The sequence below is a fragment of the Microbacterium sp. CGR2 genome (assembly GCF_003626735.1).
In the GTDB taxonomy this organism is placed as follows: domain Bacteria; phylum Actinomycetota; class Actinomycetes; order Actinomycetales; family Microbacteriaceae; genus Microbacterium.
In genome coordinates this window covers 1,901,858-1,919,759 of the sequence record NZ_RBHX01000001.1, presented here as the reverse complement: position 1 = coordinate 1,919,759, position 17,902 = coordinate 1,901,858, and the positions used below count along the sequence as shown (strand labels likewise).

Below are 17,902 nucleotides of genomic sequence, written 5' to 3'. Positions count from 1 at the left end.
TCACACTGCCTCGGCAATCGTGTCGGGGTTCGCGGGGTCGAAGATGTCGTTTGTCCAGAATGACGTATACAAGACGTCGTCACCGATGTTGGTGATGTTGTGTGCCCACATCGTCGGCATGTCGACGGCGCCGGGCGCGTCGCCCGACACCTCGAACGAGACGACCTCATCAGAGTACAGGCGGCGCAGCGAGATGCGGGCGCGCCCCTGGAGCACGGTGAACCGCTCGATCTTGCGTCGGTGGAAGTGATCTCCGCGGGTGACTCCGGGAACGGTCGTCGAGAACGACGACTGTCCAGGACCCCCGTGCGAGCGGATGATCTCGAAGAACGAGCCGCGCGCGTCCGCATGACGCGTCAGGTCGAGTGGCGACTGCGATGGAAAGGTGTATGAACGGTAAGTGTTGAAGAGGTCACGGTCGAACTCGTCGGCGACGTTCGGGATCTCGCCCCGGCTGTAGAGCTCGGCGTATCCCCGCAGGCGGCCGAGCAGCCCCGTGACCGTCTCCGCCCGCTGCAGCCCGTCGAGCGCGGGGAGCTGCACCGTCCCGCTCAAGATGTCCACCGCGTGCTGTGCGTGAAGCAGCGTGAGTTCTTTGTCGTTCTCCACCGTGGGGCTGTCGCCGGACGCCACGAGGTGGCTGAACGTCGCGGTCACGGCGTTATAGAAAGGACGCCCGTGCTCTCCGAACAGGTTCGGCAGTCGCACGTCGATGAACTCCGCGCCGATGTCGGATGCTGCCGCCGCAAGTATCTCGGCCGCCCGCGCCTTGGCCTCGCCGTACACCGATCCGTTCGTCGCCTGGGTGGAGTTGGCGTAGACCACCACGGGTGGCGGCGTCGGTGCGGCACGAAGCGCGGAAGCCAGCTGCTCGGCGAACTCGATGTTGCCCGACGTCACTTCCTCATCCGAAGCGCGGTTCACACCCGCGATATGGATCGCGCGCGCAGCGCCATCGACCGCGGCCTTCGCTTGGTCGAAATCGAACTCCGTTCCCAGCGGGATGCCTTCGACGGGAGTACCTGACTCCAGCGAAGCCGCGCGTAGGTGCCAGCCCAGAAAACCGCGGGCTCCGGTGACGGCGAACTTTGTCACGAGCTCGTCACCGTGGTCTCAGGGACTCCGGCCTGACGCAGTTCGTCGCGCACTTCAGGGAGCGTCAACAGCAGCTCTTCGACCTCTCCCACCGACATCTGCTGCACGGTGTGGGAGTCGTAGTCTTCGAAGCGGGTCTGCGTGACGTCCCCCTCTTCGAAATAGACGCTGTAGTTGAGGTCTCGGTTATCGGCGACGACCCGGAAGTACTCTCCCATGTCGCGGGCGCGCGACAGCTCTTCCCGAGTGGCGAGCGCCTCAGACAACTTCTCAGCGTGGCGGGTGCCGATGACCTCGAGCTTCGAGTCCGAGCGGAAGAGGTTCAGCGTCGCCTGCGCGAGCGTGCCGATCGACGTCGCCTTCGCCTTGCGGACGAACAGGTCACCCTGCTGCGCGTTGCGGAAGGCGAACTCGACGAGATCGACCGAGTGCGCGAGAGACATCATGAAGCGTGTCATGTCCGGATTCGTCACCGTGATGTTCTTTCCTGCCTTGATCTGGCGGATGAACAGCGGGATGACCGAACCGCGCGAGTACATGACGTTGCCGTACCGGACGCATGACACGGTCGTCGCGGTGTTCGGGTTGTTGAGACCGTGCGACTGCGCGACCTTCTCCATCAGAGCCTTTGACATCCCCATCGCGTTCACGGGGTACACCGCCTTGTCTGTGCTCAACGCCACGACAGATGAGACCCCATTGCGGTCGGCGGCGCGCACGACGTTCTCGCTGCCGTTCACGTTCGTCCGCACGGCCTCCATCGGGAAGAACTCGCAGGACGGAACCTGCTTGAGCGCGGCAGCATGGAACACGAAGTCCACGTCACGCGTAGCCCGGTCAACGCTGTCGTAGTCGCGTACGTCGCCGACGTAGAAGCGCAAGCGGGAATCCGGGATCTCATGACGCATCAGATCTTGCTTCGCCTCGTCGCGGCTGAAGATGCGGATCTCGGAGACATCGCGCTCCAGGAGCTTCTTCGCGACCGTGTGGCCGAACGATCCCGTCCCGCCGGTGACCAACACGCGCGCTCCGTCGTATGATTCGCTCATCGTCGTGTACCCGTTTCCTTCGTGGCTGCGGTCAGCAGCTCTTCGATTCTGGAGATTCCCGACTCGCGGGAGAACAGACTGTCGTACATCGTGCGTCCGCGTCGAGCCATCGCTGCGCGCTCATCGCCATCGCGAGCGGCGGCGTCTCGGAATGCTGCTTCCAGCGAGCGCGCATCCTCAGCATCGGCCGTCAGCCCGACATCGCCGTCTTCGACCAGATGCCGCACGTCACCTTGGACGGTGGTGATCACGGGAACGCCCGCGGAAAGGACGGCCTGGAACTTCGAAGGGATGGTGCCCCGGAAGACGGGCATGTCTTTGAGGGAGACGAGGGCGTAGTCAGCACGTGCATAGATCTCCGGCATCCGCTCGCGTGGGACCGGGTCGTGGAACCGGACGTTCTCTGCACCGAGCTCCGCCACGAGGTGCTGCAGATCTTCTTTCACGACACCATCGCCGACGAGGGTGAGTGCGACGCCGGCATCCGCTGCGGCGTGCGCCGCGCGCACCGCCGTGGAGAGGTCCTGCATGTCTCCGATATTGCCGGCGTAGACGATCTCAGCGCGGGGCTCATCGGCTGCAGGCAACGTCGATTCGACGGGCTCACCGGCGTCCGCCCAGTTGTACACGAGGTGGGCTCGCTCATCGGGAACGCCGCGAGAAACCAGCGTCGACACCATGGTGGGCGCGATGCCGATGACACCGTTCGCCCGACGATAAGCGCTGCGTAGCCACGGCCCCAGTACGCCCGAGATGACACGCTCTTTCGTGCCGCCCGACATCATCGAGGAGCCGACGATCGAGTCAGGCCACAGGTCCTGGACATGCAGCACGTACGGGCGTCCACCAGTGATCCGCCAGAGCCATGGACCGAAACCCGCAGTCATCTGTGTCGCGTACACGTAGATGACATCAGCTCCACGCCCCAGCCGGGCGGCTGTCGCCGAACTGAGCGCAAACGAGAAGTAGTTCAGCATGCGCTTGACCGCGCTCTGCGAGTGATCGGCGAACAGCGGGACCCGGTGGATCTCGACGGTACCGTCTCGCTCGATCGAACGCCAGGCCTGGCGGTATCCCGGGAACACCTTGCCCGACGGGTAGTTGGGGAAGCCGGTGAGCACCTTCACGTGATGCCCGCGGGCCGCAAGCCCCTGCGCGAGGTCCGCCGGCAACGGCACGGCCTCCGGAGGGTAGTACTGCGACACGATCAGCACCTTCATGACGCAGCTCCCTCACTCAGCACGCGCGCCGGCACGCCCACCACAGTCGTTCCTGCGGCGACGTCCTTCGTCACACACGCCGCGGCTCCGACGGTTGCCCCCGCCCCCACGGTGAGTCCCTGAAGCACGACCGATCCGGCGCCGAGAAGCGTACCGCTCTCGACGATCACGTTCCCTGACACGATTGCCCCCGGATTCACCGACACGAAATCTTCCAGTGTCGCGTCGTGTCCGATGATCGCGCCTGGATTGAGATGCGCATGATCGCCCAGCGTCACATTGGTCGACACCTGCACCCCGGAGGTGATGACGACACCCTCGCCGATGCGGGCCTGCGATCCGACCACGGCACGGGGGTGGATCAGCGTGGTCGGGCGGAGTCCGGCGGCGGTCAGACGTTCGGCGACGGCGGCGCGAATGCGCGGCGAACCGATCGCCACGACGAAGCGCTCGTCTCCGGCAGCGGAAGGCAGCCACTCGTCGTCGGTTCCGAGGTAGACCACGCCGCGCTCTCCCAACCTGCCGAGGTCGACTTGGCGCGGACCCGAGTCGACGACGCCGAGCAACTGCAACGACTCCCCTGCAGCGATGAGAGCTTCGACGACGTCGAGCGTCTCGCGTCCGAATCCGCCGGCACCGATCACGACGATCCGCTCAGCCATTCGCTTCCCCGAATTTCGTCATGGTCGCATGTCCTTCCGCGGAGATCCCCTCGCGCTTGACCACCGCACCGATGGTTGCGACGACGATCCGGAGGTCGAGTCCGACGCTGCGACGGTCGACATACCGGACGTCCTGGGCGAACTTATCCTCCCAGGAGATCGTGTTCCGTCCGGTCACTTGAGCCAGACCCGTGACGCCGGGGCGCACTTCGTGACGTCGCGCCTGCTCGGACGTGTAGTGATCGAGGTACTCCACCAGGAGCGGTCGAGGACCCACGACGCTCATATCGCCGCGCAGCACGTTCCACAGGCTCGGCAGCTCGTCGAGGCTGGTCGAGCGCAGCTTCACACCGAATGGAGTCAGCCGATCAGTATCCGTCACCCACCCGCGCGACTCGTCGACTGAGCGCATCGAACGGAACTTGTAGAGCGTGAAGATACGGCCACCCTTGCCCGGACGCTCCTGGGCGAAAATGACCGGTCGCCCGAGCTTGACCGCAACGAGCACGGCCGTCGCGACGATGATCGGGGACAGCACGACCAGGGCGACCGCGGAGGCGACGATGTCGAGCCCACGCTTGACGAAGTCGTAGGGGCGCACCCGAGCACTCATCGGGCCAGAAAACCGCGGATGCCGACCACGATGCGCGCGCGCTGCTCCGCCGTCAACGCCGAGCCGCTGGGCAGCGTGAGGCCCCGTGCGAACAACGATTCCGACGCGCCGCTGGTCTTGCTGCGGGCATTTGCGAACACGGGCTGCGCGTGCATCGGCTTCCACAGCGGACGACTCTCGATGTTGTCCTCGGCGAGCGCTGCGGCGAGCGCCGTGGGCTCCCAGCCCGTCACCTGGGCGTCCACGAGGATCGATGTCAGCCACACGTTGTCGGCCTCGTCGCCCTCTGCCCCGAAGACCTCGACGCCGTCGACCTCGGCGAACAGCTGCTTGTACAGCTCCCGCATCTCGCGGCGGCGCGCGATCATCGCATCGAGCCGCTTGAGCTGCGCGCGCCCGAGGGCGGCGAGCAGGTTGCTCATCCGGTAGTTGTAGCCGATGTCGGTGTGCTCGTAGTGCACCACCGGCTGGCGCGCCTGTGTGGCGAGATAACGCACGTGATGCGCGAAGTCGCCGTCGTCCGTGAGCAGCATCCCGCCGCCGGACGTGGTCATGATCTTGTTGCCGTTGAACGAGACGATGGATGCTCGGCCGAAGCTTCCGGCCGCCCGCCTTCGGTGCATGGCGCCAAGGGATTCCGCCGCATCCGACAGCACCGGCACGTCGAACTCATCGGCGAGGGCGAGGATCGCGGTGTAGTCCACGGCCTTGCCGAGCAGGTCGACCGGAACGATGGCGGCCACGCGTTCCCCGGCGTCTCGGAGCTCGACGAGCGCCTCGCGGAGCAAAGCGGGATCCATGTTGCCCGTCGAAGGGTCGGCGTCGATGAAGTACGGCTCCGCTCCGGTGTAGACGATCGCATTCGCTGTCGCGGCGAAGGTCATCGACGAGGTGAGGACGACGTCGCCCGGCTGCACACCGAGGGTGAGGAGCCCGAGGTGCAGAGCGGCGGTCCCGGAGCTGAGAGCGACGCCATGCGCGACTCCCACTCGTTCGGCGAGTTCGCGTTCGAACGCGTCGACGTCCGGGCCCAGCGGAGCGATCCATCCGGACCGCATCGCCGCGACGACGGCCTGTTCCTCGGTTTCGCCGACGTCCGGCGAGGACATGTAGATGCGTTCGCTCACGCGTCAGTGGCCTTTCTCAGGCGGATCGGTTCGATCGCGACAGTGTCGTTGTTCCGCGGATTCGCGAACATGCGGGCCATCCAGCCGGTCTTGTCGAGTCGTTCCGGGGTGATCACGTCGGCTTGAGTATGAGAGACCTTCGGGTGGAACGGCCGCTCGAGATTCTCGCGTGACCCCACCAGCTCTTCGTGCAGCTTCTCGCCGGGGCGCAGCCCCGTGAAGATGATCTCGATGTTCTTGCCCGACATCGAGATCATCCGCTTGGCGACCTCGAGGATCGACACCGGCTCGCCCATGTCGAGGATGAGGACCTCGCCGGCTCGGCCGATGCCACCGGCCTGGACGACCAGCTGGCACGCCTCGGGAATCGTCATGAAGTAGCGGGTCGCCTCGGGGTGCGTGACCGTGATCGCGCGCTCTTCGGCGATGAGCCGCTGGAAGGTGGGAAGCATCGAGCCGCGGCTGCCGATCACGTTGCCGAAGCGGACGGACAGGTAGCGCATCCCCGTCTCGGAGCCCGCCCAGGCGGTGAGCTTCTCGGCGACACGCTTGGAGTGTCCGAGAACGCTTGTGGGGTTCGCCGCCTTGTCGGTGGAGATGTTCACGAACGTGGTGACCCCGACGCGACGCGCCGCGGTGATGACGTTCAGCGTGCCGATGACGTTCGTCTTCCACGCCTCGTCCGGGTACTGCTCGAGCATCGGAAGGTGCTTCAGCGCGGCCGCATGGAAGACGACTTCTGGCCGGCGCTCGTCGAAGATGCGGTCCAGCAGCTCGACGTCGCGGATGTCGGCGAGGACGACGTCATTGGTGTCGAGCAACCCGTGGCCCGAGGTGCCCAACTGCGCGTCCTGCAGGCCGGTCTCGTCGCGATCGAGCATGATCAGTTCGCGCGGGCCGTACTTGGAGAGCTGACGACACAGTTCCGACCCGATCGAGCCACCCGCGCCGGTCACGAGAACGCGCCGCCCGGTGATGTATCCGGCAATCAGTTCGACGTTGGTGTCGACCGGATGCCGACCGATCAGGTCTTCGATGCTGATGTCGCGCACATCGGTGAACGATTCTTCGCCCGACTTCAACGTGTTCAGGGTCGGCGTCACGGCGACGCGGAGCCCGGCTCGCTCGGCGCGGTCGCTGAGCTTGCGGAGCAGCAGACTGTCGGCGCTGCCGATGGCGATGACCGCGAGTTTCGCGCCCGTGCGCTGGGCCGCAGCGGCCAGCTCCCGGGTGTTACCCACGACCGGCACACCCCGCAGTCGGAGATTGCGTTTGGCGGGGTCGTCGTCGATCAAGCCGACGGCGCGGATCGGCGACGTCGGGTCCGTGGTCATGTTCGCGAGCAGCTTGTCGGCGATGAAGCCTGCTCCGATGATGAGCGCGGGCTCAGCATCCTCACCGGGTTTGCGTGCGCGCTCGATGACAAGCCGTGCCAGATAGCGCACTCCGAACATGAGCAGCAGCACGAACGGGAAGGCCAGCAGCAGCGTTCCGCGTGGAACGCCGATGAATGGCCCGAGCGGAATGACCAGAAGCGAAAGGGCGAACGCCTCCACCACCACGATGAGGGCGACCGAGCGCACCTCGTCGAACGCCCCGTACGTGAACCGACCTCGATAGAGGCCCGTCGCAAAGCCGATGACTATCTGAATGGCACCGGCGATGACCGCGAGGATGCTCGTCGCGATCCAGTTGCGGGGCTCCATCACGAACTCGAAGCGGAGGGCGATCGCGAGGACCACCCCGAAGCTCCAGGCGAGTCCGTCGACGAGAGCAGCGAGCCTGCGCCGTCGCTTCTGGGTGACGGACACTTCCGTGTACACCGGAATATCGCCCGTCGACGTATCGACGAACTCCTTTTTGCCGCTCACAGCTGGAAAGCCCCCTCCGGTACGCACTCCCCCTGAGACTCATGTTCTCACAGGTGGCGTGCAGGTCCGTGATCTAAGGAGCGGTTTCGCCGTCAGGCGGCGTCCCTGTTCCTGGATCTGTTCCGTCGGCCGGCGGCTCGGTCGAACCATCCTCCGGCGGGGTCTGCTCCGGATCCGGCTGTTGATTGTCCTGCTGTTGCTGCTGTCGGCGCTCCTCTTCGATCTCACGCTGACGCTCGACCTCCCGCTCGATCTCGACCCGGAGCTGGTCCGCCGCAACGGCGCCGAAGGCGTCCCGGTACACGGTGAGCGCCGCGACGTTCGCCGGCTCCCAGAGGTCTGCCTCGGCGACGCGGGTCGCTGCATCCGTCAGCGCGGTGCGCAGTGCCTCATCCGCGTCTGGGTAACGGTCGTTCGCCGCCTGCGCGGCGCCAGGGAAGGTCGCCGTATAGGTCTCCACTGCTGCTTCGGCCGGCGCACCCAGCGATCCCACCTGAGATTCGACAGTTCGCAGTTCCGCGGTCGCGGCATCCAGAACGACGAGCTGTTCCTGCGCCGCATCGATCGCGCTGCCTACCTCGACGAGCGATTCCGTGTCGATGTCGGGCCGGGCGTACTCCGCGGGGAGCTCGGGGAGCGAGACAGCAGCAAGGCCTGTCGTGTAGCTGTCAATTGCTTCGAGCGCGGTGGACAGCGCCGCGGGATCGGTGACCGGCAGCGGCTCAGCTTCCTCGGACCCCGGGTCCGGCGTGGTGCTCGTCGCCACGAGGGCGCCACGCAGCGCCGTCGCGTCCGCCGCCTGCTTCTGGATGTCTGCCGCGATACGGTCGCTGGTCGTCTTCAACGACTGGTAGGCATTCTGAATAGCGGCCTCGTCGGCCTGCAGGGATTCGAGAGAGCTCGCCGCCGGGCTGGCCGTCGCCATCTGAACCGCACCGATCGTTCCCGCCGCGACCACAGCGGCGACGGCGAGCGCACCCGCCGATAACGCCAGTGCATCCACCCGGCGCCTCGTCCGTTTGGGCGGGCGATCGGATGTGACAGCATCCGCGCTGACGGGCACGGCGGTCTTCACGGCGACGTCAGCCATCCGGATCAGTTCGTTCGTGTTCGCGATCGGCCGCGCCTGGGCCCGGTTCTCGCGCGGTTCACCGATCATCTCCCGGAGCCTCTGAACCGTATGGTGGTCGTCGAGCGGCGGCACACCGGACACGTCCGCACGCGGACCGTTCGGGAAAAGATCGCTGAGAGCTGTCATGCTGCCTTCGTCGGTATGGGTAGTCTCAGGAGACGATACCGCCGATCTGCCCCCACCACCTGGAGAGTTATGGACTTGCATGACTACCTGCGCGTCCTGAAGCGGCAGATCGTCCTGATCATCGCGGGCCTGCTCATCGGACTCTCGACGGGCGCCATCGTCGCGATGCTCACCCCGCCCCGATACCAGGCGAACGCCGAAGTCATCGTGACAGTACGAGTCGCCGACACCGCGACCCCGACCGAGCGTGCACTCGCCACCAGCTACGCCAACCAGGTCGCCGAGACCTATCGCTCGGTTCTCACGAGCACGCTGGTGCTGCAGCCGGTCATCGATGACCTCGGCCTCGAGCTGTCCGTCGACGAGGTCGCGAGCCGCACCACCGCTACCGCCACACTCAACAGCGCCATCATCGGGATCAGCGTCAGCGACAGCAATCCCGGTCAGGCCGCTCGGGTCGCCAATGGCATCACCGAGAGCTTCTCGACTGTCGTCAGCGAGACGCTGGAGAAGCGCGAACAGTCCACGTCGTATTCCGTGCACATCGTCACGCTCCAGGCCGCACAGGTGCCCACCACACCGGTCGCGCCGAACCTCCAGCTGTCGCTCGTGCTCGGCGGTCTCATCGGCCTGGCCGTGGGAATCGCCATAGCTCTGTTGCGCGCGACGCTGGATCAGCGCGTGCGCACGGCATCCGACGTGGAGGCAGCCGTCGCCGTCCCCGTGCTCGGTCAGATCCCGCTCGACGCCGACACCGCCGAGCGGCCCCTGGCAGTCAGCGCCGCTCCGCACGGAGCGCGGGCCGAGGCTTTCCGGGCGCTGCGCACCAACGTGCGATTCCTTTTCGAGGGGAATCAAGGCGTCTTCGTCATCACCAGTTCCGGCCCCGGCGAAGGCAAGTCGACCACCGCCGCCAACCTCGCTCTCGCCTTCGCCGACGCCGGTCACCGCGTCGCGCTCATCGACGGCGACCTCCGCCTCCCCCGGGTCGCCGAATACTTCGACATCGAGGGTGGCGTCGGGCTCAGCGACGTGCTCGTCGGTCACGTCGAGTTGAACGACGTCCTCCAGCGCTGGGGCCGCACCGCCCTGTTCCTCCTGCCTGCCGGAACCGTTCCGCCGAACCCCGCCGAACTCCTCGGCTCACGCGCCATGGAAGAGCTGGTCGACGCCCTCACCGCCGCCTTCGACGTCGTCATCATCGACGCACCGCCGCTGCTGCTGGTGACAGATGCCGCGGTCATCGCCCGCCGCACCATCGGAGCGATTCTGGTCGCGGCCTCCGGTTCGACCCAGGCCAACCGTCTCGCCGACGCGGCCAAGAGCATCGAAGCGGTCGACGCCCGCGTACTCGGTACAGTCGTGACGAAGGTTCCGATGCGGGGCGCTGAGAGGTCTCGCTACGGTACATACACGGGAGCGACCGACACCTGAATCGAACTTGCAGAACCTGGGGCGCGCCGCGCCCTGTGAAACAATGTGGACAATCATCATGCGGAGCGTCTGAGTAGACGGATACCGCACCTCAACAGAGAGAACCTGCCGCGTGGAACTTCGCGACTATGTGCGCATCCTGCACCGCAACTGGATTCTGATTCTCATCCTCCTCATCCTCGGTCTCGCCGGGGGCGCGGGATACGCAGCCATGCAAGAGCCGAAATACGTGGCATCCACGCAGATGTACGTCTCGGTGCGCACCGAAGGGGCGGCCACCGGCGACCTCGTCCAGGGGACGACCTTCGCGCGGCAGATGGTCGCGAGCTACGTCGACGTCGTCAGCACGGCCCTCGTTCTCGAGCCCGTGATCGAAGAGCTCGATCTGGACACCAGCGTGGCGGGACTCAGCAGCCGTGTCTCGGCGACATCCCCCCTGGACACCGTGCTGATCGACGTCACCGTGACCGACGCCGACCCCGAGCAGGCGGCAGCGATCGCGAACGCGGTCGCGGCGAGCTTCCAGGACGCCGTACAGAACACCCTCGAGCAGCCGGCCGCCGAAGGTGCAGTGAGCCCGGTGCAGATCAACGTCACCGAGCCCGCCGTGGCGCCCAGCGTTGCCACAAGCCCCAACACGCGGATGCTGACAATCCTCGGCGGCATCCTCGGGCTGGCTCTCGGGCTGGGCATCGCTGTCCTGCGCACCGTCCTCGACAACCGCATCCACACCCTCCACGACATCGAAGCGCTCACCGACCGCCCCGTGCTCGGTGGCATCGCCTTCGACCCGGAGGCCACTAAGCGTCCGCTGATCGTGCACGCCGACCCGCGCAGCCCGCGCGCCGAGTCCTTCCGCAGCCTTCGCACGAACCTGCAGTTCCTGAACGTCGATTCGGGCCCTCGGATCTTCGTCGTCTCCAGCGCCGGTCCCGGCGAGGGCAAGTCCACCACGACCGCGAACCTCGCGATCGCACTGGCCGAGACGGGCGCCCGCGTGCTGCTCGTCGACGGCGACCTGCGCCTCCCGCGCGTCGCGGACTACATGGGCATCGAAGGCGGCGTCGGCCTGACCGACGTCCTCATCGGCCGCGTCGATGTCGCCGACGCGCTGCAGAAGTGGGGCGCGAACGACCTCTACGTCCTGCCCAGCGGTCAGGTTCCGCCGAACCCGAGCGAGATGCTGGGCTCCGCCGCGATGGATCAGGTGCTCAAGCCGCTCGGCGAGTACTTCGACTACGTGCTCATCGACGCCCCGCCCCTGCTGCTCGTCACCGACGCCGCCGTGATCGGGGCCAAGACCCGCGGCGTGATCGTGGCCGCAGCATCCGGCAAGACGAAGAAGCAGGAACTCGCGGGCGCCCTTCGCACCCTCGAGACCGCGGGTGTCAACCTGTTGGGTGTCGTGGTGACCATGCTGCCGACCAAGGGACCGGACAGCTACGGCTACGGCGCCTACACGTACGGCTCGACGCACGACATCGGCGACGCGGAATCCTCGACCAAGAAGAAGAAGAAGGCCAAGAAGAAGTCCTCGGCCCCCAAGCGCCGCAAGGTCACCGTCTCGTAGCGTCTCCCCAGGCCTGCGACGACGTTCGGGCCTGCGAGAACGTCAGGACTTCGTGCGGAAGACGATCGAGTGGTACAGCACGAAGCGCAGCAGCACCACGATGACGATGCTCGCGAGGTTGACGACGTTGACCGCCAGGGCGCCGGGTTCCCGCTCGAGGACGGATGCCACCGCTTCGACCCCCACCCAGACGAGAACCGCGCCGATCACCGTGCAGACCGCATTCGTGGCGAGGAACAGGGCGACCTCGGCGGTGCGGCCACGACGGTCACGGTGGCGGAACGTCCACTCCCGGTTCCCGATGTAGGCGTTCACCAGGGCGACCAGTGACGCGACGACCTTCGCCGCCACCACATCCCACCCCCACACGAACACGAGAAGGTTGAAGACGCCGATCTCGATGAGAGTGCTGACGGCGCCGACGACGAGGAAGCGGCTGCCCACGCCGGCGAGACGGCGCAATCGCGAGGGAGGATTCATGGCTCAACTAGGCTACTGGCAGAATGCCTTGCGCCCGGACACCCCTAGGACCCCTGTGACTCTCCCCCATCTCGCCGTCGTCATGCCCGCGTACAACGAAGTCGAGGGCATCCGTGGCTTCATCGACGAGATCAGGGAATGCGTCTCGCCCCTGGCCGATCGTGTCACCTTCCACATCGCCGACGATCGTTCGACGGATGCCACGGCGGGCCTGTTCGACGACGTCGCAGACGTGACCATCGACGTGCAAGCCCTCAACCGCGGGCACGGCCCGACCGCCCTCGCCGCCTACCGTGCCGGACTCGCCGCGAACCCGACGGTTCTCGTGCACGTGGACGGCGACGGGCAGTTCCGCGGACGTGACTTCCCGCGGCTGCTCGCCGCTCTCGCCCAGGAGGATGCCGACGTGGTGCACGGCGTGCGCGACGGACGCACCGATCCCTGGTACCGCCAGACCCTCACCGCCGCTGTCGGCCTGCTGATCGCCCTTGCGGCAGGTCGCCGCATCCCCGACGTGAACACTCCCCTTCGCGCCTACCGCCCCGAGGCGCTGCGTGTGCTCGTCGAGGCGATCCCCGGTGACGCCACAGTGCCGCACGTGCACTTCTCGCTGGCCGAGGCCCGCGCGGGCTTCACCGTGCGCTATCTGCGGGTGGAGAGCATCCCGCGCCGCGGTGAGTCGACCGTCGGCACCATGTGGGGACGCGGCAACAGCGTCAGCCTTCCGCCGAAGCGCCTGCGACAGTTCGTTCGCGCGGCGCTCACCGAGGCGTGGATGCTGTCGCTTCGCCCGTCCGCACCGCTGCGCAGCATCCGTCGGCCCGAACCCGTCTCGCGATGACCCGCACCCGCACGATCCTGTTCTGGGTGGCCGCGGCCGCCCTGCTCATCGGACATGTGATCGTCGCCTGGCACAGTCTCTTCGTCTGGCGTTTCTGGGAGGACGAGGCGTTCAACCTCACTGTTCCCCGCAACCTGCTCGCCGGCCTCGGCTACGCGAGCGACGGTGCCCTGTCCGGGTCGACCATCACCCCTTTCGACCCGCGCATCTCGACCGGCCCCGCTGTGCTCCTCCCGGTGGCACTCCTTCTGGCCACCGGCATGGATCCGGTGATGGCAGGACGCCTGATTCCACTCGCCTACTGGATCCTGCTGCTCGCAGGGCTCTTCGTCATCGGGCGCCGCATCGGCGGACGCTGGGCAGCACTTCTCGCGGTCGCCGTCCCTCTCGCCTTCACGGCATCAGCGGGGATCTCGCCGATCCAAGGCCCGGCTGATGTGCTGGGCGAGATCCCGGCCGCGGCGCTCATCGTATGGGCGCTGATCGTCCTGCCGCGGCGGGCCTGGCTCGCCGGTCTTCTCGTCGGGCTCGCGATCCAGGCGAAGCTGATCGCACTGCTCGCCCTCCCCGCGTTCGCCGTCGCCCTGTGGGTGCTGTCCGACGGCACGGGCTGGGCGCGGTTGCGCGACCTGCTCCGCCGAGCGTGGCTGCCGCTGCTGTGCGTCGCCGTACCGACGCTGCTGTTCGAGCTGTCGGCCCTTCTCTCGCTGGGCTTCACCGGATTCGTCGATCACGTGCGGGAGCTGTGGCGGTTCGTGCGCAGCGGCGGCCAGGGCGATGCCGCGAGCACCGTCGCGCAGAAGCTCGGCACCCTCGCGGAATCCTGGTCGCTCCCGGCGGTGGTCGCCGTCGTCGGCGCGATCCTGGCGGTTGGACTGGCCCTGTTCGGAATCGTCCGGAGATGGCGCTCGGCGGCGGAAGCCGATCGCCTCGTGATCGCCTACGCTCTCGCCGCCTTCGTCGGCGCGATCGCCTTCCTGGGATGGTGGGCGACAGCTTCACGACTACCGCTGTGGGTGCGGCATCCTGCCCCCGGCATCTACGCGTTCTTCCCGATCATCGCCGCCGTGGCGATCTGGGCTGTCGTGCGGATGCCGCGGCACACAGTCGCACGCACCGCCGGCGTGGTCGCGGCATCCGTCCTCGCGGCGATTGTGGCCGCAGGTGCCACCCTGCACGTCGCCTCGACCTTCGAGCCCCGCAGCCTCACCCTGCCGATGCAGCGAGCGGAAGTCGAGCCACTGGCCGAGTGGGTCACCGAGAACGACGTCGAGTGGCTGGCCGCCGATCCGTGGGGGTGGGCGGTCGCTCCGATCGTGCTCACCGGGGCGCACCTCGGCCTGTTCGACGCCCCGGCGATGGCCGGAGTCCCCCGCCTGACAAGCGCCGAGTGCACGACAGAGGTTCTCGTCGAGGGCGACCGGCACCGGATCTGCAAGGCACCATGAAGCTCCACGTCACGTCCCTCGGCGACGGCCCCCGCACCGTCGTCCTGATCCACGGCCTGGGGGCGAATGCCGACCTGTGGTCGGACCTCGCCGAACGCCTCGTCGCCGACGGCACGCGGACGGTGGTGATGCCCGACCTGCGCGGACACGGCCGGTCGAGGCACACGCCGAGCTATCGCATGGCGGACTTCGTCGACGATCTCGCCGAGTCGCTTCCCGCAGGCCCGTTCGCCGCCGTCGGCCACTCCCTCGGCGGCGGTGTGCTCGTTCGCGCGGCCGCGAAACTTGCGGTGACGAGCGCCGTGTATCTCGACCCCGGTTTCCAGCTCGGCCTGCCGTCTGCGGGCTGGCGCGGACGCCTGTTCTGGGGCCTGCCGCAAGTGACGCTCCCCCTGACCATGCTCGCGACCCGATCCCGCGGCGCGAACGGCACCGCACGATACAGTGCCGCGAACCGCGAGCGAGAGGCCCGGGCGAAGAAGCAGTGGGACTCCCGGATGGCGGTACCGGTGTTCCGCGAACTGACCTTCGATCCGACGACCGTCGCCGCACCCGCAGTGCCGTCGACGATCGTGCTCTCCTCGGAGGGGCAAGCCGTCGTGCCTGACCCGCTGCCGGAGCGCCTCGCCGCGGCAGGGTGGGGCGTCCGGCGCCTGCCTTCCGTCGGTCATGCCTTCTGGCTGCACGACGCCGCAGCCACGTACGACACCATCTCCGACCTCGTCTGAGGCACGCGCCAGCGCTGGCCGGGAATGACGAACGCCCCAGTCCGATGGACTGAGGCGTTCGATGATTGCTTGCGTGACGGTCGGAGCGTCAGAGTGCGAGTCGCTCCTGAACCACGGCTGCGAGACGCTCGGCGTAAGTGCGGACGGATTCGACATCCGCCGCTTCCACCATGACGCGAACCAGCGGCTCCGTGCCGGACTTGCGCAGCAACACGCGGCCCGTGTCTCCCAGTTCGGCCTCGACGTCGCGGACGGCCTGCTGCACGACCTCGTCGTCAGCGACACGATCCTTGTCGACGTCGCGAACATTGATGAGCACCTGCGGGTAGACCTTCATCACCGAGGCCAGCTCGGCGATCGTCTTCTTCTGGCGGGCCATCTCGGCGACCAGGTGAAGTCCGGTGAGCAGGCCATCGCCGGTGGTGGCGAACTCGCTCATGATGACGTGACCTGACTGCTCACCACCCAGCGCATAGTTGCCGGCGTTCATGTCCTCGAGGACGTACCGGTCACCAACCGCCGTCTGACGCACGGTGATCCCCTGCTCGCGCATCGCGACGTGCAACCCGAGGTTGCTCATCACGGTGGCGACGAGCGTGTCATCGGTGAGGTGACCGCGCTGCTTCATCGACACGGCCAGGATCGCCATGATCTGGTCGCCGTCGATGACGGCTCCCTGAGCATCGACAGCGAGGCAGCGGTCGGCGTCGCCGTCATGGGCGATGCCGATGTCGGCGCCCAAGCGCACGACGGCCTCGGCGAGGTTGTCGAGGTGGGTCGAACCGACGCCGTCGTTGATGTTCCAACCGTCGGGATCGGCGCCGATGACGGTGACCTCGGCCCCCGCATCACGGAACGTCTCAGGCGAGACCCCGGATGCCGCGCCATGAGCGCAATCCAGCACCACATGGATGCCCTCGAGCCGGTTCGGCAGAGAACCGAGAAGGTGCACGACGTAGCGATCCTCCGCGTCGGAGAATCGATCGATGCGACCGACACCGGCTCCGGTCGGGCGAAGCTTCTCCCCCGACATGGCCTCTTCGATGCGCTGCTCGACCTCGTCGGGGAGCTTGCGCCCGCCCCGCGCGAAGATCTTGATGCCGTTGTCGGGTGCCGCGTTGTGCGACGCCGAGATCATGACGCCGAAGTCGGCGTCACGGTCGGCGACGAGGAACGCGAGCGCGGGCGTCGGAATGACCCCCGCTTCGAGGACGTCGACGCCGGAAGACGCCAGGCCCGCGGATACGGCGGCGGTGATGAAGTGGCCAGAGACCCGGGGGTCACGGGCGACAACTGCGAGGAGTCGCTTGCCTTCGGCTTTGCGAGACTCCGCAGTACGGCCCTGGCCCAGGACGACAGCAGTCGCCTGGGCCAGGGTGAGCGCCAGGTCGGCGGTGAGGATGCCGTTGGCAAGTCCTCGCACGCCGTCCGTGCCAAAGATCGGCATCGGAGCAGTGGACCTTAACGCTTCGAGTACTGAGGCGCCTTACGGGCCTTCTTGAGTCCAGCCTTCTTGCGCTCCTTGACGCGAGCGTCGCGCGAGAGGAAGCCGGCCTTCTTGAGGGTCGGACGGTTGTTCTCTTCGTCGATGCCGTTCAGCGAACGAGCGATGCCGAGACGCAGTGCGCCGGCCTGACCCGAGGGGCCACCACCCGAGATACGGGCGATGACGTCGTACGAACCGGTGAGGTTCAGCACGGTGAACGGGTCGTTGATCAGCTGCTGGTGCAGCTTGTTCGGAAAGTAGTCCTCGATCGTGCGACCGTTGACCGTGATCGTGCCCGAACCGGGGACGATGCGCACGCGGGCGATGGCCTGCTTGCGACGGCCGACAGCGGCACCCGGGACGCTGAGCACGGGGCGGGGAGCCGCCTCGACTGCTTCGGTCTCAGGGGTCGACGTCGAGAAGTTCTGGGGGGTTTCGGTGGTGTCCTGGATGTCAGCCACGAGTATGTCCTTAAGTCTTTACGGCGCTTACTGGGCGACCTGGTCGAGGGTGTACGGCTGGGGCTGCTGCGCGGCGTGCGGGTGCTCGGCACCGACGTACACCTTGAGCTTCGACAGCTGCTGACGGCCCAGGCTGTTCTTGGGGAGCATGCCACGGATGGCCTTCTCCACAGCGCGGATCGGGTTCTTCTCGAGGAGCTCGGCATAGGTGACCGACTTGAGGCCGCCCGGGTAACCGGAGTGGCGGTAAGCCAGCTTCTTCTGAAGCTTCTGACCCGTGAGCGCGACCTTCTCTGCGTTCACGATGATGACGAAGTCACCCGAGTCGATGTGGTTGGCGAAGGTGGGCTTGTGCTTGCCACGCAGGAGCGTAGCGGCGTGCGAAGCCAGACGGCCGAGAACGACGTCGGTGGCGTCGATGACGACCCAGTCACGCTGGACCTCGCCGGCCTTCGGGGTGTAAGTGCGCGTCACGATAGTGCTGCTTTCTTGTGTCGAACGGAGAAGTTCGTGAATCCCACTCCGGGGTGGTTCCCTGAGGAACACGCCAGTGGAGGGC

General features: G+C 66.9%; 17 protein-coding genes. 5 read left to right on the top strand and 12 right to left on the bottom strand.

All coding sequences use genetic code 11. The features are described from left to right. The 8 genes from D7252_RS09795 to D7252_RS09760 all read right to left on the bottom strand — a co-directional run bounded on the left by D7252_RS09795 (nt 1) and on the right by D7252_RS09760 (nt 8,895). Nucleotides 1–1,095, bottom strand: a complete 1,095-nt coding sequence (locus tag D7252_RS09795; RefSeq protein ID WP_120775217.1) for an NAD-dependent epimerase/dehydratase family protein — start codon at nt 1,093–1,095, stop codon at nt 1–3. Beyond that, the gene (locus tag D7252_RS09790) at nt 1,092–2,144 is read right to left on the bottom strand and encodes a polysaccharide biosynthesis protein (RefSeq protein WP_120775216.1); all 1,053 of its coding nucleotides are present in this window, start codon (nt 2,142–2,144) and stop codon (nt 1,092–1,094) included. Before D7252_RS09790 ends, D7252_RS09795 begins: the two co-directional genes overlap by 4 nt. Beyond that, nucleotides 2,141–3,364: a glycosyltransferase family 4 protein gene (locus D7252_RS09785; RefSeq protein ID WP_120775215.1), complete on the bottom strand. Its 1,224-nt coding sequence runs from the start codon at nt 3,362–3,364 to the stop codon at nt 2,141–2,143. The genes D7252_RS09790 and D7252_RS09785 overlap by 4 nt, the downstream gene beginning before the upstream one ends. Continuing rightward, nucleotides 3,361–4,026, bottom strand: coding sequence for a NeuD/PglB/VioB family sugar acetyltransferase (locus D7252_RS09780; protein WP_120775214.1), 666 nt, complete (start codon nt 4,024–4,026; stop codon nt 3,361–3,363). The genes D7252_RS09785 and D7252_RS09780 overlap by 4 nt, the downstream gene beginning before the upstream one ends. Then, nucleotides 4,019–4,639, bottom strand: a complete 621-nt coding sequence (locus D7252_RS09775) for a sugar transferase (RefSeq protein ID WP_120775213.1) — start codon at nt 4,637–4,639, stop codon at nt 4,019–4,021. The genes D7252_RS09780 and D7252_RS09775 overlap by 8 nt, the downstream gene beginning before the upstream one ends. Continuing rightward, entirely contained in the window at nt 4,636–5,766 is a 1,131-nt protein-coding gene (locus tag D7252_RS09770) for a DegT/DnrJ/EryC1/StrS aminotransferase family protein (protein WP_259461081.1), read from the bottom strand. The genes D7252_RS09775 and D7252_RS09770 overlap by 4 nt, the downstream gene beginning before the upstream one ends. Continuing rightward, complete coding sequence (locus tag D7252_RS09765; RefSeq protein WP_259461080.1) at nt 5,763–7,637, bottom strand: nucleoside-diphosphate sugar epimerase/dehydratase; 1,875 nt, start codon at nt 7,635–7,637, stop codon at nt 5,763–5,765. Before D7252_RS09765 ends, D7252_RS09770 begins: the two co-directional genes overlap by 4 nt. A gap of 73 nt (nt 7,638–7,710) precedes the next feature. After that, complete coding sequence (locus D7252_RS09760) at nt 7,711–8,895, bottom strand: hypothetical protein (protein ID WP_120775212.1); 1,185 nt, start codon at nt 8,893–8,895, stop codon at nt 7,711–7,713. 75 nt (nt 8,896–8,970) lie between these two features. On the opposite strand from D7252_RS09760, the gene D7252_RS09755 reads away from it, so the two are divergent. Both D7252_RS09755 and D7252_RS09750 read left to right on the top strand, forming a co-directional pair. After that, entirely contained in the window at nt 8,971–10,329 is a 1,359-nt protein-coding gene (locus D7252_RS09755; RefSeq protein ID WP_183055255.1) for a polysaccharide biosynthesis tyrosine autokinase, read from the top strand. Between the two features lie 112 nt (nt 10,330–10,441). Then, nucleotides 10,442–11,899, top strand: a complete 1,458-nt coding sequence (locus D7252_RS09750) for a polysaccharide biosynthesis tyrosine autokinase (protein ID WP_120775210.1) — start codon at nt 10,442–10,444, stop codon at nt 11,897–11,899. Between the two features lie 42 nt (nt 11,900–11,941). Here the strand turns inward: D7252_RS09750 and D7252_RS09745 are convergent, their stop codons facing one another. Beyond that, nucleotides 11,942–12,379: a GtrA family protein gene (locus D7252_RS09745; protein WP_120775209.1), complete on the bottom strand. Its 438-nt coding sequence runs from the start codon at nt 12,377–12,379 to the stop codon at nt 11,942–11,944. 55 nt (nt 12,380–12,434) lie between these two features. Between D7252_RS09745 and D7252_RS09740 the strand changes: the two genes are divergently transcribed. From D7252_RS09740 to D7252_RS20055, 3 genes are read left to right on the top strand one after another with little or no spacing between them, the layout of a single operon-like run. Further along, a complete protein-coding gene (locus D7252_RS09740) occupies nt 12,435–13,220 on the top strand; it encodes a glycosyltransferase family 2 protein (protein ID WP_183055254.1) in 786 nt (261 codons plus the stop codon). Further along, nucleotides 13,217–14,668, top strand: coding sequence for a hypothetical protein (locus D7252_RS20060; RefSeq protein ID WP_183055253.1), 1,452 nt, complete (start codon nt 13,217–13,219; stop codon nt 14,666–14,668). The genes D7252_RS09740 and D7252_RS20060 overlap by 4 nt, the downstream gene beginning before the upstream one ends. Then, nucleotides 14,665–15,396 carry an alpha/beta fold hydrolase gene (locus D7252_RS20055; protein ID WP_183055252.1) on the top strand — a complete coding sequence of 244 codons (732 nt, stop codon included), beginning with the start codon at nt 14,665–14,667 and terminating at the stop codon, nt 15,394–15,396. The genes D7252_RS20060 and D7252_RS20055 overlap by 4 nt, the downstream gene beginning before the upstream one ends. A gap of 88 nt (nt 15,397–15,484) precedes the next feature. Here D7252_RS20055 and glmM read toward each other — a convergent pair whose 3' ends face one another. From glmM to rplM, 3 genes are read right to left on the bottom strand one after another with little or no spacing between them, the layout of a single operon-like run. Then, entirely contained in the window at nt 15,485–16,843 is a 1,359-nt protein-coding gene (gene glmM, locus D7252_RS09730) for a phosphoglucosamine mutase (RefSeq protein WP_120775207.1), read from the bottom strand. A gap of 14 nt (nt 16,844–16,857) precedes the next feature. Further along, complete coding sequence (rpsI, locus tag D7252_RS09725; protein ID WP_120775206.1) at nt 16,858–17,343, bottom strand: 30S ribosomal protein S9; 486 nt, start codon at nt 17,341–17,343, stop codon at nt 16,858–16,860. 27 nt (nt 17,344–17,370) lie between these two features. Next, a complete protein-coding gene (gene rplM / locus D7252_RS09720; protein ID WP_120775205.1) occupies nt 17,371–17,817 on the bottom strand; it encodes a 50S ribosomal protein L13 in 447 nt (148 codons plus the stop codon). Between the last annotated feature and the right edge of the window lie 85 nt (nt 17,818–17,902).